General features: G+C 53.5%; 14 protein-coding genes, 1 tRNA gene and 3 rRNA genes. 13 read left to right on the forward strand and 5 right to left on the reverse strand.

What is annotated here, in order from left to right; translation table 11 throughout:
* Nucleotides 1–14: 14 nt before the first annotated feature.
* The 7 genes from K0I31_RS01010 (at nt 15) to K0I31_RS01040 (ending at nt 7,218) form a co-directional block, all read left to right on the forward strand.
* On the forward strand, nt 15–572 hold the full coding sequence (locus K0I31_RS01010) for a DsbE family thiol:disulfide interchange protein (RefSeq protein ID WP_220079607.1): 558 nt from the start codon (nt 15–17) through the stop codon (nt 570–572).
* A complete protein-coding gene (nrfF, locus tag K0I31_RS01015; RefSeq protein ID WP_011864002.1) occupies nt 572–1,051 on the forward strand; it encodes a heme lyase NrfEFG subunit NrfF in 480 nt (159 codons plus the stop codon). The genes K0I31_RS01010 and nrfF overlap by 1 nt, the downstream gene beginning before the upstream one ends.
* Nucleotides 1,048–1,635 (forward strand): TlpA disulfide reductase family protein, encoded by a 588-nt coding sequence (locus tag K0I31_RS01020; protein WP_220079608.1) that lies wholly within the window; start codon nt 1,048–1,050, stop codon nt 1,633–1,635. Before nrfF ends, K0I31_RS01020 begins: the two co-directional genes overlap by 4 nt.
* Nucleotides 1,636–2,170: 535 nt before the next feature.
* Nucleotides 2,171–3,713, forward strand: a 16S ribosomal RNA gene (locus K0I31_RS01025).
* A 251-nt stretch (nt 3,714–3,964) separates the two neighbouring features.
* A 23S ribosomal RNA gene (locus K0I31_RS01030) occupies nt 3,965–6,857 on the forward strand.
* Between the two features lie 132 nt (nt 6,858–6,989).
* Nucleotides 6,990–7,105, forward strand: a 5S ribosomal RNA gene (rrf, locus tag K0I31_RS01035).
* The 16S, 23S and 5S rRNA genes sit together here with 1 tRNA gene alongside, the layout of an rRNA operon.
* A gap of 36 nt (nt 7,106–7,141) precedes the next feature.
* A tRNA-Asp gene (locus K0I31_RS01040) sits at nt 7,142–7,218 on the forward strand.
* Nucleotides 7,219–7,319: 101 nt separating this feature from the next.
* Here K0I31_RS01040 and K0I31_RS01045 read toward each other — a convergent pair.
* Nucleotides 7,320–7,826, reverse strand: coding sequence for an Hcp family type VI secretion system effector (locus tag K0I31_RS01045; protein ID WP_286670327.1), 507 nt, complete (start codon nt 7,824–7,826; stop codon nt 7,320–7,322).
* A gap of 210 nt (nt 7,827–8,036) precedes the next feature.
* On the opposite strand from K0I31_RS01045, the gene K0I31_RS01050 reads away from it, so the two are divergent.
* Nucleotides 8,037–9,311: a CinA family nicotinamide mononucleotide deamidase-related protein gene (locus K0I31_RS01050; protein ID WP_220079609.1), complete on the forward strand. Its 1,275-nt coding sequence runs from the start codon at nt 8,037–8,039 to the stop codon at nt 9,309–9,311.
* A 57-nt stretch (nt 9,312–9,368) separates the two neighbouring features.
* On the opposite strand, the gene K0I31_RS01055 is transcribed toward K0I31_RS01050, so the two are convergent.
* The 3 genes from K0I31_RS01055 to argE form a co-directional block, all read right to left on the reverse strand.
* Nucleotides 9,369–9,908 (reverse strand): YceB family lipoprotein, encoded by a 540-nt coding sequence (locus K0I31_RS01055; protein WP_011864006.1) that lies wholly within the window; start codon nt 9,906–9,908, stop codon nt 9,369–9,371.
* Nucleotides 9,908–12,544 (reverse strand): phosphoenolpyruvate carboxylase, encoded by a 2,637-nt coding sequence (gene ppc, locus K0I31_RS01060; RefSeq protein ID WP_220079610.1) that lies wholly within the window; start codon nt 12,542–12,544, stop codon nt 9,908–9,910. The genes K0I31_RS01055 and ppc overlap by 1 nt, the downstream gene beginning before the upstream one ends.
* 117 nt (nt 12,545–12,661) lie before the next feature.
* A complete protein-coding gene (gene argE / locus K0I31_RS01065) occupies nt 12,662–13,819 on the reverse strand; it encodes an acetylornithine deacetylase (RefSeq protein WP_220080751.1) in 1,158 nt (385 codons plus the stop codon).
* A 276-nt stretch (nt 13,820–14,095) separates the two neighbouring features.
* On the opposite strand from argE, the gene argC reads away from it, so the two are divergent.
* The 5 genes from argC to argH all read left to right on the forward strand — a co-directional run bounded on the left by argC (nt 14,096) and on the right by argH (nt 19,558).
* On the forward strand, nt 14,096–15,076 hold the full coding sequence (argC, locus tag K0I31_RS01070) for an N-acetyl-gamma-glutamyl-phosphate reductase (RefSeq protein ID WP_220079611.1): 981 nt from the start codon (nt 14,096–14,098) through the stop codon (nt 15,074–15,076).
* Nucleotides 15,077–15,104: 28 nt separating this feature from the next.
* Nucleotides 15,105–15,890, forward strand: a complete 786-nt coding sequence (gene argB / locus K0I31_RS01075; protein ID WP_220079612.1) for an acetylglutamate kinase — start codon at nt 15,105–15,107, stop codon at nt 15,888–15,890.
* Between the two features lie 42 nt (nt 15,891–15,932).
* Nucleotides 15,933–16,838 (forward strand): ornithine carbamoyltransferase, encoded by a 906-nt coding sequence (locus K0I31_RS01080; RefSeq protein ID WP_011864011.1) that lies wholly within the window; start codon nt 15,933–15,935, stop codon nt 16,836–16,838.
* A 53-nt stretch (nt 16,839–16,891) separates the two neighbouring features.
* Nucleotides 16,892–18,115: an argininosuccinate synthase gene (locus tag K0I31_RS01085; protein ID WP_144203908.1), complete on the forward strand. Its 1,224-nt coding sequence runs from the start codon at nt 16,892–16,894 to the stop codon at nt 18,113–18,115.
* Nucleotides 18,116–18,196: 81 nt separating this feature from the next.
* Nucleotides 18,197–19,558, forward strand: coding sequence for an argininosuccinate lyase (argH, locus tag K0I31_RS01090; RefSeq protein ID WP_220079613.1), 1,362 nt, complete (start codon nt 18,197–18,199; stop codon nt 19,556–19,558).
* A gap of 171 nt (nt 19,559–19,729) precedes the next feature.
* Here argH and K0I31_RS01095 read toward each other — a convergent pair whose 3' ends face one another.
* A complete protein-coding gene (locus K0I31_RS01095; protein WP_220079614.1) occupies nt 19,730–22,315 on the reverse strand; it encodes a penicillin-binding protein 1A in 2,586 nt (861 codons plus the stop codon).
* Nucleotides 22,316–22,414: the final 99 nt, after the last annotated feature.

The following is a 22,414-nucleotide window of genomic DNA, read 5'->3' on the forward strand; positions in this document are numbered from 1 at the left end:
GAATTGGGGCAAGTATGAAGAAAAGGCTAGTATTATTTATTCCTTTGATTCTGTTTTTGGTGATGGGAGTGTTCCTCTATAAGGGACTCTTCCTGAATCCGCAGCAGCTGGACTCTGCATTAGAAGGAAAGCCGATACCGGCTTTCCAACTGCAAAAGCTTGAAGATGCCAATGAGATCATTACTAATGACAGCATCAAGGGGCAGGTCTCACTGCTGAACGTGTGGGCCACCTGGTGTCCTTCATGTAAGTATGAGCATCCCTATCTGATGCGTTTGGCAAGACAGAACATCTTGCCTATCTATGGTATCAACTATCGCGATGAGCGTGCCATGGCGATCCGTGAGCTGAGCCGCGAAGGCGATCCTTACACTAAGAATATCTATGACCATGACGGGCGTTTAGGTCTGGATCTTGGGGTGTACGGTGCGCCCGAGAGCTATCTGGTGGATCACAACGGTATCATCCGCTTCCGTTATGCCGGTCCTATCGATATGCGTGTCTGGAATGAGACACTCTATCCCATGATTCAAGAGTTACAGGCACAGGCTAAAGCTGAGGGAGCATCTTAATGAAGACCTTAGTCGGGTTTATTACCGCAATACTGTTATCTTTCTCGCTGGTGGGCGCCGCGATGGCGACCCCAGTGGATACCTATGAGTTTAAGTCGGTAGATAACCAGAAACGAGCCCTCGAATTGGCTCACTCGCTGCGTTGTCCTCAGTGTCAAAACCAGAACCTGATCGATTCCAATTCACCTGTGGCGCAAGATCTGCGACTCGAAGTCTATCAAATGGTCGATGCCGGTAAGGGCGACGAAGAGATTATCGAGTTCATGACCAGTCGTTACGGCGAGTTCGTCCTCTATAAGCCACGCATGGAAGCCAAGACTTACATCCTATGGCTAGGGCCAATCGCGCTATTGCTGGTGGGCTTAGTGATCGGCTTTATCTTCGTTAGACAGCAGCGTATCAGCAATGCCGTCGAACAGGAGATCAGCGCCGAGGAGCAAGCCGAGTTGGATAGACTGCTCAAGCGAGACGATAAATGAACTCAAAGTTAGCCACGGCGCTGCTGTCGGCGGCTCTCGCCTTAGGCGGATATGCCGCCAGCGTGCAAGCCTATCCCGGCATGCAGAAGAAGCAAGGCGGTGAGGTGCAGTCGAGTGTCGATCTGATCAACGTGTTGCCAAAAGCCTATCCGATATATCCTGTGCCCTTTACGGATGCCCAGGGTAAGTCGATTGACTTCAGTCAGTATCGCGGACAGGTAGTGATGGTCAACATGTGGGCCACCTGGTGCCCCCCCTGTGTGCGTGAGCTGCCGGCTATAGATCGCTTCAAAGGCAAATTCGATCCTAGACAGTTTCGTGTCCTACCGATATCGATCGATATGAATGGCAAGGAGAAGGTTGAACCCTTCCTGGCCTCGTTGGGGATGGATAAGTTCGAGACTTACTATGATCCACAGCAGCAGCTGGGTCAGGTCTTCCCCCTAGATACGATACCGGCGACCTTTATTCTCAATCAGCAGGGTGAATTGATTGCCTTCGTCAGAACGTTTGTCGACTGGGATGATGAGAAAGCGGTGAAACTGATCGAGAGCTTTATCGCGTCAGAGACTCAAAAGCAGTAAAACACGGCAATATCGGCCGTAAATCATACGAAAAAGATCGCAGTTGCCTAAAAGATCGGCATGCGATCTTTTTTTTTGTAAAAAGCCCTTGCGCAAAAGATTTGGCTCCCTATAATGCGCTCCCACTGACACGGCAAACGGCGCTACTTACCAAGTGAGTAGGTAACGAATGTTGAGTCAAGGCGATAAGCGGTTCGAGTTTTTAAGCCGGTAGTTACAACGCGAAAGCACAGTAATTAACCACTTAAAAATCTTTTGAAAAAAGCGCTTGACGCCGACAGGGAGAAGCGTAGAATACGCAGCCCTAGCCCGCTGGAGTCCAGTATGAGGCAAACGTTCTTTAACAAGATAAAACAAGAAATCTGTGTGGACACTCACAGGTATTGAGTTAATCGAAAACGATTTAAATCTCAATGCAACGATGAGTGTTCATAGCAATATGTACAACATATAGATGATTCTTCCGAGTCATTTATGTGAATCAGAATTCATTGAGTCGCTTCCTTTTGAATAAAGAGTGAAGCAAAAAAACTTTTAATTGAAGAGTTTGATCATGGCTCAGATTGAACGCTGGCGGCAGGCCTAACACATGCAAGTCGAGCGGTAACAGAAAGTAGCTTGCTACTTTGCTGACGAGCGGCGGACGGGTGAGTAATGCCTAGGGAACTGCCCAGTCGAGGGGGATAACAGTTGGAAACGACTGCTAATACCGCATACGCCCTACGGGGGAAAAGAGGGGATCTTCGGACCTTCTGCGATTGGATGTACCTAGGTGGGATTAGCTAGTAGGTGAGGTAATGGCTCACCTAGGCGACGATCCCTAGCTGTTCTGAGAGGATGATCAGCCACACTGGGACTGAGACACGGCCCAGACTCCTACGGGAGGCAGCAGTGGGGAATATTGCACAATGGGCGCAAGCCTGATGCAGCCATGCCGCGTGTGTGAAGAAGGCCTTCGGGTTGTAAAGCACTTTCAGCGAGGAGGAAAGGTTAACGGTTAATACCCGTTAGCTGTGACGTTACTCGCAGAAGAAGCACCGGCTAACTTCGTGCCAGCAGCCGCGGTAATACGAGGGGTGCAAGCGTTAATCGGAATTACTGGGCGTAAAGCGTACGCAGGCGGTTGATTAAGCGAGATGTGAAAGCCCCGGGCTTAACCTGGGAACTGCATTTCGAACTGGTCAACTAGAGTCTTGTAGAGGGGGGTAGAATTTCAGGTGTAGCGGTGAAATGCGTAGAGATCTGAAGGAATACCGGTGGCGAAGGCGGCCCCCTGGACAAAGACTGACGCTCAGGTACGAAAGCGTGGGGAGCAAACAGGATTAGATACCCTGGTAGTCCACGCCGTAAACGATGTCTACTCGGAATTTGGTGTCTTGAACACTGGGTTCTCAAGCTAACGCATTAAGTAGACCGCCTGGGGAGTACGGCCGCAAGGTTAAAACTCAAATGAATTGACGGGGGCCCGCACAAGCGGTGGAGCATGTGGTTTAATTCGATGCAACGCGAAGAACCTTACCTACTCTTGACATCCAGAGAACTTTCCAGAGATGGATTGGTGCCTTCGGGAACTCTGAGACAGGTGCTGCATGGCTGTCGTCAGCTCGTGTTGTGAAATGTTGGGTTAAGTCCCGCAACGAGCGCAACCCTTATCCTTACTTGCCAGCGGGTAATGCCGGGAACTTTAGGGAGACTGCCGGTGATAAACCGGAGGAAGGTGGGGACGACGTCAAGTCATCATGGCCCTTACGAGTAGGGCTACACACGTGCTACAATGGTCGGTACAGAGGGTTGCGAAGCCGCGAGGTGGAGCTAATCTCACAAAGCCGGTCGTAGTCCGGATTGGAGTCTGCAACTCGACTCCATGAAGTCGGAATCGCTAGTAATCGTGGATCAGAATGCCACGGTGAATACGTTCCCGGGCCTTGTACACACCGCCCGTCACACCATGGGAGTGGGCTGCACCAGAAGTAGATAGCTTAACCTTCGGGAGGGCGTTTACCACGGTGTGGTTCATGACTGGGGTGAAGTCGTAACAAGGTAGCCCTAGGGGAACCTGGGGCTGGATCACCTCCTTACCTATACGATTGACTGATATTTGTTGAGTGTTCACACAGATAACTTGTTCTTGTTAGAGCGAGTGGCACGTCCGAGCGACGATGCTTGTTCTTTAAAAATTTGGAAAGCTGATAGTAATAATCGAAAGATTATTGCGAAAAATAATTGAGTTCTCAAAACACACTTTAATCAAGTGACTTGAGTATTCTTTTGGCGAAAGTAGAAACCGTTAGTTGCGATGCAGCTCAGATGAAACTCATTTGGGTTGTATGGTTAAGTGACTAAGCGTATACGGTGGATGCCTTGGCAGTCAGAGGCGATGAAGGACGTAGTAACTTGCGAAAAGCGTTGGCGAGCTAGTAACAAGCATTTGAGCTAACGATGTCCGAATGGGGAAACCCGGCACCATAAGGTGTCATCACTAAGTGAATACATAGCTTAGTGAGGCGAACGAGGGGAACTGAAACATCTAAGTACCCTTAGGAAAAGAAATCAACCGAGATTCCCCTAGTAGCGGCGAGCGAACGGGGATTAGCCCTTAAGCCTAGAGGGTGTTAGTGGAATGTGTTGGAAAGCACAGCGATACAGGGTGATAGCCCCGTACATGAAAACTAACTTTAGGTGAAAACGAGTAGGACGGGACACGTGATATCTTGTTCGAATATGGGGGGACCATCCTCCAAGGCTAAATACTCCTGACTGACCGATAGTGAACCAGTACCGTGAGGGAAAGGCGAAAAGAACCCCTGTGAGGGGAGTGAAATAGAACCTGAAACCGTATACGTACAAGCAGTGGGAGCGGTTCTTGAGACCGTGACTGCGTACCTTTTGTATAATGGGTCAGCGACTTACATTTTGTAGCGAGGTTAAGCGAATAGCGGAGCCGTAGGGAAACCGAGTGTTAACTGCGCGTTTAGTTGCAAGGTGTAGACCCGAAACCCGGTGATCTAGCCATGGGCAGGTTGAAGGTTGAGTAACATCAACTGGAGGACCGAACACACGTATGTTGAAAAATGCGGTGATGACTTGTGGCTGGGGGTGAAAGGCCAATCAAACCGGGAGATATCTGGTTCTCCTCGAAAGCTATTTAGGTAGCGCCTCGAGCGAATACCATTGGGGGTAGAGCACTGTTAAGGCTAGGGGGTCATCCCGACTTACCAACCCTTTGCAAACTCCGAATACCAATGAGTACTACTCGGGAGACACACGGCGGGTGCTAACGTCCGTCGTGAAAAGGGAAACAACCCAGACCATCAGCTAAGGTCCCAAAGTTATTGCTAAGTGGGAAACGATGTGGGAAGGCTTAGACAGCTAGGATGTTGGCTTAGAAGCAGCCATCATTTAAAGAAAGCGTAATAGCTCACTAGTCGAGTCGGCCTGCGCGGAAGATATAACGGGGCTAAGCAATACACCGAAGCTATGGGTACTAGCGCTTGCGCTAGTGCGGTAGAGGAGCGTTCTGTAAGCCGTTGAAGGTGAAGGGGTAACCCACGCTGGAGGTATCAGAAGTGCGAATGCTGACATGAGTAACGATAAAGGGGGTGAAAAACCTCCTCGCCGAAAGACCAAGGGTTCCTGTCCAACGTTAATCGGGGCAGGGTGAGTCGACCCCTAAGGCGAGGCCGAAAGGCGTAGTCGATGGGAAACGGGTTAATATTCCCGTACTTCTGCTAACTGCGATGGAGAGACGGAGAAGGCTAGGCTAGCGCGGCGTTGGTTGTCCGCGTTTAAGGCTGTAGGTAGGGTACTTAGGCAAATCCGGGTACCTAATACTGAGAGTTGATGACGAGTCACTACGGTGATGAAGTAGTTGATGCCATGCTTCCAGGAAAATCTTCTAAGCTTCAGGTTAGCAGGAATCGTACCCCAAACCGACACAGGTGGTCGGGTAGAGAATACCAAGGCGCTTGAGAGAACTCGGCTGAAGGAACTAGGCAAAATGGTACCGTAACTTCGGGAGAAGGTACGCTCCTGTTGGTGATGAGACTTGCTCTCTAAGCTGACGGGAGTCGCAGATACCAGGTGGCTGCAACTGTTTATCAAAAACACAGCACTGTGCAAAATCGCAAGATGACGTATACGGTGTGACGCCTGCCCGGTGCCGGAAGGTTAATTGATTGGGTTATCTTCGGAGAAGCTCATGATCGAAGCCCCGGTAAACGGCGGCCGTAACTATAACGGTCCTAAGGTAGCGAAATTCCTTGTCGGGTAAGTTCCGACCTGCACGAATGGCGTAATGATGGCCACGCTGTCTCCAGCCGAGACTCAGTGAAGTTGAAATTGCGGTGAAGATGCCGTATACCCGCGGCTAGACGGAAAGACCCCGTGAACCTTTACTATAGCTTGGCACTGAACATTGACCCTACATGTGTAGGATAGGTGGGAGACTTTGAAGCGGGAACGCCAGTTCTCGTGGAGTCATCCTTGAAATACCACCCTTGTAGTGTTGATGTTCTAACTCTGGCCCCTGAATCGGGGTTGAGGACAGTGCCTGGTGGGTAGTTTGACTGGGGCGGTCTCCTCCCAAAGAGTAACGGAGGAGCACGAAGGTTGGCTAAGTACGGTCGGACATCGTACGGTTAGTGCAATGGCATAAGCCAGCTTAACTGCGAGACATACACGTCGAGCAGGTGCGAAAGCAGGTCATAGTGATCCGGTGGTTCTGAATGGAAGGGCCATCGCTCAACGGATAAAAGGTACTCCGGGGATAACAGGCTGATACCGCCCAAGAGTTCATATCGACGGCGGTGTTTGGCACCTCGATGTCGGCTCATCACATCCTGGGGCTGAAGTCGGTCCCAAGGGTATGGCTGTTCGCCATTTAAAGTGGTACGCGAGCTGGGTTCAGAACGTCGTGAGACAGTTCGGTCCCTATCTGCCGTGGGCGTTGGATGATTGAAGGGAGCTGCTCCTAGTACGAGAGGACCGGAGTGGACGAACCGCTGGTGTTCGGGTTGTCATGCCAATGGCATTGCCCGGTAGCTACGTTCGGAATCGATAACCGCTGAAAGCATCTAAGCGGGAAGCGAGCCCTAAGATGAGTCATCCCTAGACCTTTAAGGTCTCTAAAGAGCCGTCCGAGACTAGGACGTTGATAGGCAGGGTGTGTAAGCGTTGTGAGGCGTTGAGCTAACCTGTACTAATGACTCGTGAGGCTTAACCATACAACCCAAAAGGGTTTTACTGCAAAGTAAGTAATGGTTTACCGAATCAAAAGAATACGAAGTACTTGATTGAAGTGCGAACTCTAATTGACTCTTGAATAAAGAGTACAGCTTTCCGAATTTCCAATTTTGTCTGGAAACCATAGCATTGTGGTCCCACCTGATCCCATCCCGAACTCAGAAGTGAAACGCAATCGCGCCGATGGTAGTGTGGGGTCTCCCCATGTGAGAGTAGGTCATTTCCAGGCGCCTAATTTAGTATCCCGCGTAAGCGTGTTACTAAAGGAGCGGTAGTTCAGTTGGTTAGAATACCGGCCTGTCACGCCGGGGGTCGCGGGTTCGAGTCCCGTCCGCTCCGCCAACATTAAGATGAAAGCCCTAGCAGCAATGCTAGGGCTTTTTTCGTTTCTGTTTCTTCAAAATCTTCATGCACTAAGCCATAGGAATACAGTCTCTCATCGCCTATCTGCATTTCTCGCTTGTGATGGTGGCCGAGATCGCTGGCCCACCGCTGCCATCTGCCTTTTGTGGCGTGTATTGGTATTTGAGCTCTTCAAAGTTTAGGGTGATGTTCTCGGTGAGGCGATCTTCGCCGCCTGAGCCGCCGGTAGACAGGCTGGAGACCCATACGTCGCGTAATTCGATCACTATATACTCAAGAGGCGTTCCACCCGCCTTGCGCACCGTCAGTGTCGCTCTAGGGTATTGCATGTGGCTCATTTGGTTCATGAGGAGCTGGGGTGAGGCGCTATCCACATACTTGGTCACACTGATATCTTGAATGCAGGTGCGTCGCATATCGCTGCTTGCTCCCCAAGACCAGGCGAGTACATCGATCTCGTTGCGGTGCTGCGCGTCCAGGCTCTCGCCATCGACGCCATCTATCTTGAGAAACATATCCGTAGCCGCGTTCAGCGACAAGGAGCTGAGCGCTAATAGGCCCATGGCTGCGAGTTTATAAATAATCATTCTACCTATTGCCGAGTTGGGTTAATTGTTTATTGAGTCTAGTTTGCATTTAGAAATGGGTTCGCTTTTGCTTAGAACTAAAGAATCTGTAAACACCTCATAACGCCCAGTAGCATGAATATCGAGCGAGCCGCCAGTTTGTCTATTGCTATTCCACGCGGCCTTACCTACCTTATGGCCAAGTGAATGGCTTAGTCTCAAGGGATGGATATGAAAATAGAAATGATCTGCACCGGTGAAGAGGTGTTATCCGGACAGATAGTCGATACCAATGCGGCATGGGCGGCAAATGCCTTGATGGATCATGGCATAGAGATGCAGCAGCGGATCACGGTAGGCGATAGATTGGACGATCTGGTCGAGGTGTTTCGTCAGCGTAGCGAGCACGCCGATGTCATCCTGGTCAATGGCGGACTCGGCCCGACCAGCGATGATATGTCTTCCGAGGCGATGGCCATTGCCAAGGGTGAGCCCCTGGTCGAGTGCACCCTGTGGCGGGAGCGTATTCAAGAGTGGTTTACCCGTAACGGTCGACACATGCCAGAGAGCAATCTGAAACAGGCGATGTTACCTGCGTCGGCCATCATGGTGGACAACCCTGTGGGCACGGCCTGCGGATTTCGAGTAAAGCTCAATCGTGCCTGGCTCTTCTTTACTCCCGGTGTGCCTTTCGAGTTTAAGAAGATGGTGACAGAGCAGTTCATTCCTTTTGTGGAGCAGATCGCCGATAGCCATGTCGAAGTCGAGGTGCAGAAGCTGCTGACCATAGGTCAGGGGGAATCGGCACTGGCCGATAAGCTAGAGGGTATGACTTTACCGGATGGCATGACCTTGGGCTATCGCTCCTTCATGCCCTATATCGAGATTAAGTTGTTTGCCCGAGGGAAAGCAGCCATAGGCGAATTAGACAGGGTCAAGGCTGAGGTGCTCGATCGTCTGGGCGATGCGGTCGTCGGCCACAACGTTACCTCGCTGGCACAGGTGATTCATAACGGGCTGCTGGCTTCGGGTAAGCATTTGAGTATTGCCGAGTCCTGTACCGGCGGCATGATTGCCAACAACCTGGTAGCCTTTGCCGGCAGCTCCAATTACCTGGACCAGGGGCTGGTGACCTATAGCAACGAGTCTAAGGTGCGCGTGTTAGGGGTTAAACCTGCGACTCTGGATGACCATGGGGCGGTCTCTATCGCCACGGTTGAGGAGATGGCCAAGGGGGCAAGAAGCCTGCTGGACAGCGATTATGCGCTGGCGACCAGTGGCATTGCCGGGCCCGATGGTGGCAGTGAGGCAAAGCCGGTTGGCACTGTGGCGATCGCCCTGGCGACTCGGCAAGGTGTCTATAGCCAGATGCTTAAGTTCCCGGCGCGTTCCCGCGAGCTGGTGCGGCAGCTGAGCACGGCTGTTGCCTTGGATATGCTAAGGCGTGAGCTGCAGGAGTCTCCCGTTCTGGTGGACTATTCCTCTTATCCGCGATTCGCAAGATAGACTAGATAAGGCGCCAAGCATAATGGCGCCTTAAATAGAGTTGATTATGTGGCGAGGTTAATCTTTAAAGATAAGGTTAATCTTGCCCGGAACGACCTGGATACGTTTGGTCATCTCGGCGACAAGCGCCTGATTACCCTCTTGTGTATCGAGCACATACACGGGCTGGGTCTCGAGGAAGTGGGTCATGAAACCCATGATCTGAGGACTCACCTGGCCTATGGCCTGCTCGAGATCCTTTGGGTTAGAGCTCAGGCTGACCAGGGTAAGGTCCTTAAGATAGAGGCTGTGCTGGTCGGCATCATACCAAGGCTTGGCTTCAAACTCGGCCGTCATGGTGGCATTGAGCGGCATTAGCGGGTTGGCCACCTTGATCAGGCTGCTCGCCGTGATCGCCATGGTGTCGGCCTTGTGGCCAAGTTTGACCTTCACATCATTGATCTTCATCTCTATGCCAAAGAAGCGATTGCCCTCTTTGACCTCGAAATGCATCTCGTCGTTCAGGTAGTTGGTGAGCTGGCGCTCGCTGATGCTGTATTGACTGACACATGCAGTCAAACTCAGCATCAGCACGCCTATTAGGGCTAGGCTTCTCATTAACCCGTGTTTCTCATGCCCGCCGCCACGCCAGCGATGGTGAGCATCAGTGCCAGTTCGACATTGCTTGATCCTGCCTGCTCCTTACGGGTACGCGCCAGGAGCTCGGCCTGGAGGAAGTTGAGCGGGTCGATATAGGGGTTGCGCAGCTCTACCGATTCACGATTCCATGGGGTATGCGACATCAAGGCGTCGGACTGGGTCAGCTCCAAGACCACCTTAATGCCTGTTGCCATACGGCTACGTAGGGCTTCGCCGAGATGATGTAGCTCTTGCGGCACCAGGCAGGTCTCATAGTACTTCGCCAGGTTAGGCTCGGCCTTGGCGTAGACCATCTCTAGCATGGAGATGCGTGTCTCGAAGAAGGGCCACTTCTGCTCCATCTCCCTTAGCAGGGCGAGTTCGCCGCGGTCGGCTGCCTGTTGCAGCGCCTCGCCGGCGCCTAGCCATGCGGGGAGCATCAAGCGGTTCTGCGACCAGGCGAAGATCCAGGGGATCGCACGCAGGCTCTCGATACCACCATCCACCCGACGTTTCGCGGGGCGGCTACCCAGTGGTAGCTTACCGAGCTCGACTTCTGGAGTTGCCGCGCGGAAGTAGGCGACGAAATCTGGCTCCTCACGCACTATGGCGCGATAGGCGGTGACCGAGTCACTGGCGAGTCGTTCCATCGCCTCGCGCCACTCTGGCTTAGGTTCTGGTGGCGGCAACAGGGTGGCCTCCATCACGGCCGAGGTATATAGCGCCAGGCTCTGCACTGCCAGCTTAGGCAGGCCGAACTTGAAGCGGATCATCTCGCCTTGTTCCGTTACCCTGATGCGGCCATCTACCGAACCGGGTGGCTGCGACAGGATCGCCTTGTGGGCTGGTCCGCCGCCACGGCCTATGGTGCCGCCACGACCGTGGAACAGGGTGAGCTTGATGTCTGCCTGGTTACAGACCTTAACCAGTTTTTCCTGCGCACTGTATTGTGCCCAGGCGGCCGCCATCACGCCGGCATCTTTGGCCGAGTCTGAGTAGCCTATCATCACCTCCTGGCTGCCCTTGCAGTAGCCGCGGTACCAGTCGATGGCGAATAGCGCCGAGATACAGCTGGCGGCGTTGTTGAGGTCCTCTAAGGTCTCGAACAGTGGCACCACTCGCATCGGGTGCTGGCACCCTGCCTCTTTCAATAGCAGGAGCACAGTCAACACGTCCGACGGTTGACTGGCCATGGAGATGACATAGGAGCCCAGGGCCTTAGGCGACTGGCTGGCGATCAACCTGACCGTGCTGATCACCTCGGCAACTTCGGCACTCGGTTCCCAGTTATGGGGGATCAGCGGGCGTTTGCCACTCAGTTCCCGCAGCAGGAAGGCCTGCTTCTCATGTTCGTCCCAGTGGTCGAAGTCGCCAAGGCCCAGATAACGGGTCAGCTCGGCGATGACGTCGCTATGGCGCTGGGCATCCTGGCGGATATCCAGGCGCAACATATGGATGCCAAAGCAGGCCAGACGACGCAGCATATCCAGCAGTAGGCCATTGGCGATCAGGCTCATACCCGATTCGGTCAGGCTGCGATAGAGCAGGGTCAAGGGCTGTTTAAGATCGTCCTCATGCCAGATAAGGCTATCGAGATCCACCTCGGGTGAATGCCCCTCGAGGCGGGCATTTAGGTAATCTATGGTGTCGCGCAGTTTCTGTCTTAGCTCCCGCAGCACCACGCGGTAAGGTTCATGGCTGTTGTCTGTGAGGGCCAAAAGTTCCTCATTGGCCTCCTCCATCGATAGTTCGTTGACCAGCAAGACCACATCTTTGAGATAGAGGCGCGCCGCGGTGTGGCGGTTGCGATCCAATACTTCCTGGGTGACTTTGGCGGTGACGAAGGGGTTGCCGTCGCGATCGCCGCCCATCCAGCTGGAGAAGCGAATGGGCGCTATGTCGCTGGGCAGCTGCTTACCGGTGCGCTCTTCGACCTGTTCGTTGAGCTGGCGCAGAAAATCGGGAATGGCTTGCCAGAGTGACGCCTCTATGGTGCTTAGTCCCCAGCGGGCTTCGTCCACCGGTGTTGGGCGCTCGTGGCGTATCTCGTTGGTGTGCCAGATCTGGGCGATAAGCTGTCTGAGTCTGAGGTGATTCTGTTTCTTCTCGCGCTCGGTGAGCTGCGGGTTCTCCATGGTGGCGAGACAATCGACCACGGCGGAGTATTTCTGGATCAGGGTGCGACGGGAGATCTCGGTCGGGTGCGCCGTAAGCACAAGGTCGATATCCAGTGTCTGTAGACACTCGAGCATCTTATCTTGGTCGATGCGCCCATTTAGCATGCGCCCCAGGAGTTGATCCACAGGATCGGGCACGCAGACCAGCTCGTCACAGTTGCGGCTGATGGTATGGAACTGCTCGGCGATATTGGCCAGGTTGAGAAACTGGTTGAAGGCCTTGGCAAATGGTACCAACTCTTCGTCGGGTAAGGCGGCCAGTAGGGTAAGCATCTGTTCCCTGGCGGTATCGTTGCCTTGGCGTGAGCTCTTGGCCAGGTGTCTGATCTGTTCAATCTTATCTAAAAAGGGCTCGTCCATGTGTGTGCGAATAGTATCGCCTAATATTTGGCCTAATGTGCCCACATTGGATCGCAGCGACGCGTACATATCTGTCATAAATGCTCCATACCCACGAGTTAATCAATCACCATACCTAGGCTATCAGGTTTAGGTCAATACGGCATATCTTCATATCGTATGCTTATGTGTTCTATATCACCTTGCATGAATTTTTTATGGCGCCTTTATGCAGGCGTGGTAAATCAGCTGTTTTAGCAAGTCGACGGTTTTGTTGATGTAGGCGGTGTTCAGGTACTCATCTGGCTGATGTGCCTGCTCTATGCTGCCCGGTCCCCAGACCAAGGTTTGACAGCCCAGCTGCTGAATATAGGGGGCCTCGGTGGCATAGTTGACCACCTCGGGGGCCTGATTCGACAGTTGTGCGACCAGCTGTGACCATTGAGCATCCGCCTGTCCCGCGAAGGGCTGAGAACCGGGATAGAGCTGGCTTATGCTGATGGACCCTGGATAGCGCTGGCTCAGTTCGGCCAGGTATTGGGTCAGTAGTTGCTCCAAGACCTCTAACGGCAGGCCCGGCAGTGGGCGGATATCCAGGTGCAGATCGCAGCAGCCGCAGATGCGGTTGGCGGCGTCGCCGCCGTGAATATGGCCAAAGTTCATGGTGGGATAGGGCACGCTGAAGGCCTCTTCGCGGTAGTGCTCCGCCAGGTGTTGCTTCAGCTTGAGGAGTTGGCCTATCACCTGATGCATGATCTCTATGGCGTTGAGCCCCTTGGCCGGATCCGAAGAGTGACCGCTGCGCCCCGTGATGCGGATGCCCTGGGCCAGGTGTCCCTTATGCATGTAGACAGGCTTAAGGCCGGTGGGCTCGCCGATCAAAGCGTATTCGGGGGCGATGGCCTTAGACTTGGCGAAGGCTTTGGCGCCATTCATTGTGGTCTCTTCATCGGCGCTGGCGAGTATGTAGAGCGGCCGCACGAAGTCTTGGGTCGGCATCTGGCGCACCGCCTCTATAATCAGGGCGAAGAAGCCCTTCATATCGCAGCTGCCTAGCCCATACCAGCGATTATCCTTCTCGGTCAGGGTAAAGGGATCCTGACTCCAGCGTCCCTCGTCGAAGGGAACCGTATCTGTATGTCCCGCCAGCAGCAGTCCACCGCGCCCCTGGCCGATCTTTGCCAGCAGGTTGTGTTTACCTCGTGTGTCGGGGACGGCCTGCATCTGGCAGTCGAAGCCCAGATCGGTGAGCCACTGGCTCAGCAGGGTCACCACGCCTTGGTTGCTCATGTCGAGTTCGGCTTCGAGGGCGCTGATGGACGGCATAGCGATCAGCTCGCGGAAAGATTGCTTGATATCGGGAAAGGTTTTCATCATTTGACTCAAATCACCAATTTTATTTAAAAATATCTATTCAATATTATTGCATAATTAGTTTGTTGTGTTAGTCTATCAAACAGCTAAAACGAGCGCCATTATTAAAGGCTTAACTTAGAGATAAAAAATGAACAATTTCTTCTTACTTTTTGCATATAAGGTTAGCTGTAATCACTTCCTGCGACGATAATCTTGTCATATTGGTATCTATACCAGGGCTTAAGCAGTGCCCCTCTCTTTTTTACCGTTAACACAATATAGAAGTCATAAAGTATGAAAAGCATAGCGATAATTGGCGCCAGTGGTTACACAGGTGCTCAGGTTACTTCACTGATCCAGGCCGATGATCAGCTTAAGATTCAAGGCCTCTATGTCTCTGAAAACAGTCTAGATAAAGGCAAAACTCTGGCTAGTTTGTATCCGGTTTACAGCCATATCGATCTTAGTCTGGCGCCACTGACCGAGCAGGCCAAGCAGACCATAGTCGATGAGGCCGATGCCGTGGTGTTGGCGACCGATCATGGTGTGAGCCTGCACCTGGCGGCCTGGTTCTATCAGGCGGGTCTGGCGGTGTTCGACCTCTCCGGCGCCTACCGTTTTTCCGATAGCGAGCAGTATCCCAAATGGTATGGTTTCGAGCATATCTACCCAGAGGTGTTGGCCGAGGCTGTCTATGGCCTGGCGGAGTGGAACGCCGAGGCGATTGCCGCGAGCAAGATGATTGCCGTGCCTGGCTGTTATCCCACGGCTTCACTGACGGCCCTGAAACCCCTGAAAGATCTGATGACAGACAGCCTGCCGGTGATCAACGCCGTCAGTGGTGTGACCGGGGCCGGCAGAAAGGCGCAGCTGCACACCAGCTTCTGCGAGGTGAGCCTGACGCCCTACGGCGTGCTGGGTCATAGACATCAACCTGAGATCGCGACTCAGCTGGGGCAGCAGGTGATCTTCACTCCTCACCTGGGCAACTTTAAGCGTGGCATTCTGGCGACCATTACCGTGCAGATGAAGCCCGGGGTGAGCGAAGCCGATATTGCCAAGGCCTATGAGGTGTATGAGTCGGCGCCTCTGGTGAATGTGTACCATAATCAATTTCCTAAGGTTGACGACGTGGTGCATACCCCTAACTGCCTGCTGGGATGGAAGTACGACCCCCTCAATGGCTACCTGGTGGTGGCGAGCGCTATCGACAATCTGATGAAAGGTGCGGCGAGTCAGGCGCATCAATGCATAAAGATTCATTTCAATTATTAATATTGTCACCTGTGAGAGAGAAGTAGCTATGTCGGCAAATAAGAAAACCTTAGTGCTTAAAGTGGGTGGCGCCCTGATGCAGTGTGAGATGGGGATGGCGCGCCTGATGGCAAGCGCGGCCAACATCATTAAGTCGGGCCAATCTGTCATCTTAGTTCATGGCGGCGGTTGCCTGGTAGACGAGCAGCTCAAGGCCAATGGCATGGAGACGGTTAAGCTGGACGGTTTGCGTGTCACCCCCGAAGAGCAGGTGCCTATTGTGGTTGGCGCGCTGGCGGGAACCTCTAACAAGATCTTGCAGGCCAGTGCCATCAAGGCGGGCATCACGAGTGTGGGCATGAGCCTGTGTGATGGCGCCATAGTGAATGGCAGCATCAAAGATGAGCAGCTCGGCTTCGTGGGTGAAGTGTCGCCCAATGACCCGACTTATCTGAACTTCCTGTTGGCCCAGGGCTGGATGCCAATTGTCAGCTCGATTGCCGTAGATGATGCGGGCAACTTGCTGAACGTCAACGCCGATCAGGCGGCGACCGTGATTGCCAAGCTAGTGGAAGGCCGGTTGGTGCTGTTGTCCGACGTGAGTGGTGTGCTCGACGGTAAGGGACAGCTGATCAAGACCCTGGATAAGGCCCACGCCGATGAGCTAACCAAGTTAGGCGTTATCGATAAGGGGATGAAGGTCAAGGTCGAGGCGGCACTAGAGGTTGCCCAGTGGATGGGACAGCCGGTACAGGTCGCCTCATGGCGCGACGCCGAGCAGTTGAGCGCGCTGGAGAAGGGCGAGTCTATCGGCACACAGGTTATGCCACATTAATTAAACGGAACATGAGAAGAGTATTCATCTAGGAGTAGATATATGAATCACCTACTATCGATAAAAGAGCTTACCCAGCAGCAGCTGATCGACTTACTCGCCCTGGCGAAGACGATCAAGGCCAACCCAGAAGACTATCGCAAGGCACTCGACGGTAAGAGTGTGGTGATGTTATTCGAGAAGCCATCGCTGCGAACCCGCGTAAGCTTCGATATCGGTATCAATAAGTTAGGTGGTCATTGTCTCTACCTGGATCAGCAAAACGGTGCCTTGGGCAAGCGTGAGCCGGTATCCGACTTTGCCGCCAACATCTCTTGTTGGGCCGATGCCATTGTCGCGAGAACCTTTGCCCATTCGACCATAGAGCAGCTCGCCGAACATGGCACTGTGCCTGTGATCAACGCGCTGTCGGACATGTATCACCCCTGTCAGGGGCTGGCGGACTTTCTGACCCTGGCGGAGCAGTTTGATGATGTCAGCAAGGTAAAGCTGGCCTATGTAGGCGATGGTAACAACGTGACCCACTCGCTCATGTATGGTGCGGCGCTGCTGGGTGCCAAGATGACGGTGATCTGCCCGCAGGGCCACTTCCCCGACGGTAAGGTAGTGCTGGAGGCACAAGCCATTGCCGAGGCCCATGGTGGTGAGTTGGTATTGAGCTCAGATGTCGAGGCGATCGCCGGCCATGATGCCATCTATACTGATACTTGGATCTCCATGGGAGACAAGGCCAGTCTAGATGAGATCAAAGCCAAATTTGCGCCTTATCATGTAGATACCGATATGATGAACAAGGCGGGAGCCAAATTCTTTATGCACTGCCTACCCGCCTATCGTGGTGTCGAGGTGGCTGCCGAGGTGGTCGATGGGGCCGGCTCACTGATCTTGCAACAGGCAGAAAACCGCATGCATGCGCAAAATGCCGTGTTGGTGACCCTACTGAGTTAACGAATCTTCCCAATGGTGATTGGGCCAACGAATTGAGTATTTAGGAAAACGAAATGTCTATCGAAAACAACAAAGCATCGGTGAAAAAAGTGGTACTGGCCTACTCGGGTGGTCTGGATACATCGGCGATCATTCCTTGGCTGAAAGAGACCTATGATAACTGTGAGATCGTTGCCTTCTGCGCCGACGTGGGTCAGGGCGAGGCCGAGCTTGAAGGGCTGCATGAGAAGGCGATCGCCTCGGGTGCGTCTGAGTGCCATATCGTGGATCTGAAAGAGGAGCTGGTGGCCGATTATATCTACCCCACCATAGCCACAGGCGCCATCTACGAAGGCACCTATCTGCTGGGCACCTCAATGGCCAGACCTATCATCGCCAAGGCTCAGGTGGAAGTAGCACGTAAAGTGGGCGCCGATGCCGTATGTCACGGTTGTACCGGTAAGGGTAACGATCAGGTGCGTTTCGAGGGCTGTTTCGCCGCCCTGGCACCGGATCTTACCGTGATCGCCCCCTGGCGTGAGTGGAGCATGGTGAGCCGTGAAGATCTGCTGGACTATCTGGCAGAGCGCAACATCAAGACGACCGCCTCGGCCACCAAGATCTATAGCCGTGACGCCAACGCCTGGCACATCTCTCACGAAGGTGGTGAGCTGGAAGATCCGTGGAACGAGCCAAGCAAAGAAGTATGGACCATGACTGTTGCGCCAGAAGATGCGCCCGATGAGCCTGAGTATGTGTCGGTAGAGATGGAAGCCGGTCGTATTACTAAGGTTAATGGTCAGTCATACACTCCTTATGGTGCCCTGATGGCCCTTAATGAGATTGCCGGCGCCCATGGCGTGGGCCGTATCGATATCACCGAAAACCGTCTGGTGGGCATGAAGTCTCGTGGTTGTTACGAAACCCCAGGCGGCACGGTAATGTTTGCCGCGCTCAGAGCGATCGAAGAGCTGGTACTGGACAAGACCAGCCGCGAATGGCGTGAGCAGGTAGGTGCCAAGATGGCGCATCTGGTCTATGACGGTCGTTGGTTTACCCCATTGTGTGAATCCCTACTGGGCGCCTCTCAGCCACTGGCAAACCTGCTGAACGGTGAAGTGGTACTTAAGCTCTATAAGGGCCAGGCACAGGCGGTGAAGAAACGTTCTCCTAATAGCCTGTACTCCGAGGAGTTTGCTACCTTTGGTGAAGACGAAGTCTATAACCAGAAAGATGCGGAAGGCTTCATTCGTCTCTATTCACTGGCGAGCCGCATCCGGGCGCTAAACGTTAAGTAGAGTCGACGGGGTAATAAAGGGGCGGCGAACGCTCCTTTATTTTAAGAGCAGATTTACGAGCTGATTTAAGAGGATAGTGAGATGGCGTTATGGGGCGGAAGATTTAGCCAAGAGAGCAGCGCACTGTTTAAACTTTTCAATGATTCCCTGCCGGTCGATTATCGGCTGGTGGAAGAAGATATTGTTGGTTCCATTGCCTGGGCCGATGCCATCACAGGTGTGGGCATTCTCACCCAGCAAGAGTGTCAGTCCCTCAAACAGGCATTGCAAGAACTGCTGGCCGAGGTGAAGGATCAGCCAGAGACCATCCTGGCCTCCGGCGCCGAAGACATTCATAGTTTCGTTGAGCAAGCCTTGATTGCCAAGGTCGGTGACCTGGGTAAGAAGCTGCATACAGGCCGCTCGCGTAACGATCAGGTGGCGACCGATCTTAAGCTCTGGTGCAAGAAGGAGGGTCAGGCCCTGCTCGAACTGCTGGCACAGTTAAAGGCAGCCTTGCTGTCACTTGCTGAGCGTGAGCTGGACGCCGTCATGCCGGGCTACACTCACCTACAGCGGGCGCAGCCTGTGGCCTTCGGTCACTGGTGTCTGGCCTATGTGGAGATGTTTGAGCGTGATATCAGCCGTCTGCAAGACTGTCTGCAGCGCCTCGATACCTGTCCGCTGGGCACGGGCGCGCTGGCTGGTACCGCTTATCCAATGGACAGATACGCGCTGGCTAAGTCATTGGGATTCGCCTCGCCAACCCTTAATAGCCTGGATTCTGTGTCTGACAGGGATCATGTGATCGAGCTATGCTCAGACGCCGCCATCAGCATGATGCACCAGAGCCGCATGGCCGAAGATTTGATCTTCTTCAATAGCGGTGAGGCGGGCTTTATCGAACTGGACGATCAGGTTACCTCTGGCTCTTCCTTGATGCCGCAGAAGAAAAACCCGGATGCGCTCGAGCTTATCCGTGGCAAGACGGGCCGTGTCTATGGCAGCCTGATGGGCATTCTGACCACCATGAAGGCTCTGCCTCTGGCTTACAACAAGGATATGCAGGAAGACAAAGAGGGCCTGTTTGACGTGATGGACAGCTGGTCTATCTGTCTGGAGATGGCGACTCTGGTGCTGTCTGGCTTAAAGGTCAACAGAGAGAATACCCTGTCGGCGGCTCAGCAGGGTTATGCCAATGCAACCGAGCTGGCGGACTATCTGGTAGCCAAAGGCATGCCGTTTAGAGAGGCGCATCATGTGGTGGGTGAGGTGGTAGTCGAGGCGATTGCCCAGAAGAAGCCTATCGAAGAGTTCGAGTTGGCTAGCCTGCAGGTGTTCGCCAGTGTCATCCAGGAAGATGTATATCAATGTCTGACAATAGACTCTTGTCTGGCTAAACGTGAGGCGCTGGGTGGTACGTCACTCGCTCAGGTGAAGGCTGCGTTGGCCGCCAAGGGCTAGTTTAGATAAATTCTGTCTAATCAATCGATTAAAAAACCTGCAGTCGCAGGTTTTTTTACATCTAAAGTTTTATTCGCACCAAAAAATTGGCGCTATGAATTCACTGAAAAATAGCGAAAGGCCAGTGGATTTCACTGGACTGGTGGCGAATGACACCAGCCCATCTGAAGACTATTGGAACAGATCTTCTACCGAATCGTCGATAAAGATATCTTCCTGAGTCTGCGCTTCGGTGGCAAACTCCTTCGGCTCGGTGCCCTGGATGAAATACTCGAACTTGGTGGTGTAGTCTGTCTTGCGGCTCAACTTGCCTGTGGCCAGATCGATACGGGCCGAGACTATCCCTTCAGGTGGAGGAGAAGGTAGCTCAGGCGCGCCTTGGAGGGCGTTTTTCATAAACTCGTTCCAGCCTGGGCCAGCGGTCTTGGCACCGGCCTCGGCGCCCGAGATCTGATCTTTCGCGCCGTTGGTGTTCCAGGCGGTGCGGCCCAATTCGATGCTGTGATCGTCGAAGCCGACCCATACGGTAGTTGCCAGCGTCGGTGTGAAGCCACTGAACCAGGTATCTTTCGATTCGTTAGTGGTACCTGTCTTACCCGCGATATCGTGACGGTTTACCACACGGGCGGCGCGCCAGGCGGTGCCGTTCCATCCTGTGCCCTTGCTCCAATCGCCGCCGCCCCAGATAACGCTCTTCAAGGCTTCGGTGATCAGGAAGGCAGTCTGTTTGCTGATGATCTGCGGTGCGTGGCGAGCCGTGCTCGGACAGCTAGGATCTTCGGCGTTAGCCTCTTGGCTCGCGACTTCTAGGCCTTCTACCTCTTGATTTGCCACTTCCTGATTAGGCAGTTCCTGCGCCATAGCTGCAAAAGGATCGTCCGTTGGCAGCGTCTGTGGCTCGGCTAACTCAGGTGTGCAGGCTAGCGTAGGGCTAGCTTCTTCTACCGTCTGCTCGTAGGCATTGTCGATATGGTCGATAAAGTAAGGCTCGACCCGGTAGCCGCCATTTGCAAATACCGAGAAGGCGGTGACCACCTGCAACGGCGTCACCGACGGTGAGCCCAGCGCCAGTGATTCGTTTTGCGGCAGATCGTCGCGGTCGAAACCGAACTTGACCAGGGTGTCGATAGCGCTCTCTAGCCCGGTATAGCGCATGGCGCGTACAGACATGACGTTTATCGATTGTGCTAGACCGACTCTCAGGCGTGTCGGCCCAGTATACTTGTCAGGCGAGTTCTTTGGTCGCCACGCAGTGCCCTGACGTATGTCGGCATTGTTGATGGGCGCGTTGTTGATCAGCGTAGCCAGGGTGTAGCCTTTCTCCAGCGCACCTGTGTAGATGAAGGGCTTGATGTTGGAGCCCAGCTGACGCTTGGCCTGAGTGACACGGTTGTATTGGCTGGTGTGGAAGCTGTAGCCGCCCACTAGAGTCTTGATGGCGCCATCCTTAGGATCCAGCGAGACGATGGCGCTGGCCACCTCAGGAATTTGCGATAGCTGCCAGATGTTACCATTGTTGCGGATCCAGACCTGCTCGCCTGCCTTGAGGATCTCGCCAGCCGTTTTAGGCGCCTTGCCCTGACGCTTGTTGCTGATGAACTTGCGCGCCCACTTGAGTCCTTCCCACTCCAGGGTGAGGGTTTCGCCCTTCGCATTGATGACCTTGACGCTCTGCTCGGCAATCTCGAGCACGGCGGCGGGCTCGAGTCCTTGGAAGCCCTGGGTTTGCTTCAGCTGGGTGACGATTTGGGTCTCATCTAGCTTGGCCGCGCCTTCTGCATCCCATAACACCTTAGTCGCGCCGCGATAACCGTGGCGCTCGTCATAGGCGTAGACGTTATTGCGCAGTGCATCCTGGGCCAGCATCTGCAGGCGAGAGTCGACAGTGGTATAGACGTTGTAACCGCCGGTATAGGCTTCCTCTTCACCGAGTTTTTCGACCAGATAGTCGCGAGCCATCTCTGAGATGTAAGGTGCATAGAGCTCTACCTCGGCGCCATGGTACTTGGCGGTGATAGGGGCTCTTATCGCTTCCTGATACTCGTCCTGGCTAATGTTCTCTTTCTCCAGCATACGGCTGAGTACCCAGTTGCGACGATTCATCGCGCGGGCTGGATTACGTATAGGGTTGGCGGCAGAAGGCGCCTGTGGCAGACCGGCAATCATGGCCATCTCTGGCAGGGTAAGCTCTTCGAGTTCCTTGCCATAGTAGACCTGGGCGGCGGCGCCGACACCGTAGGCGCGGTTACCCAGGAAAGAGCGGTTGAGATAGAGGGTTAAGATCTCTTTCTTACTCAGGGCTTGCTCGATTTTCAGGGCCAGGAAGATCTCTTTGATCTTACGAATGTAGGTCTTCTCTCTGGAGAGGAAGAAGCCGCGGGCAACCTGCTGGGTGATGGTACTCGCCCCTTGGCTCTTCTTGCCTGTGGTAGCGAGAATTACTGCGGCACGTATGATGCCGATGGGGTCGATCCCCTTATGTTCGAAGAAGCGGGCGTCTTCTGTGTCGAGCACCGCATTAATTAATTGTTGCGGTACCTGCTCATATTCGACTGGAATGCGGCGTTTTTCGCCAAATTGTGAAATTAATTTGCCATCAGCGCTGTAAATTCGTAATGGAGTTTGCAATTTTACGGTTTTAAGAGTGGTAACATCGGGAAGGTCCGGCAGCACATAAAAATAGGCCGCAGCAATTGCACCTATTCCCAAAAGGGCTAGGCTAAATAGAGCGATGGTAATTCGTTTAAACCACTTCACCAGATAATTCCAATAAATTTAGCAGGCACAATAGTATATAAGGCGAGCAGCTATTGGTGAAGCAAAAATGGTTGTCAAAAAAATGGCAATTGTAAAAGT

Origin of the sequence: Shewanella spartinae (assembly GCF_019457555.1) — a bacterium.
In the GTDB taxonomy this organism is placed as follows: Bacteria; Pseudomonadota; Gammaproteobacteria; order Enterobacterales; family Shewanellaceae; genus Shewanella; species Shewanella loihica.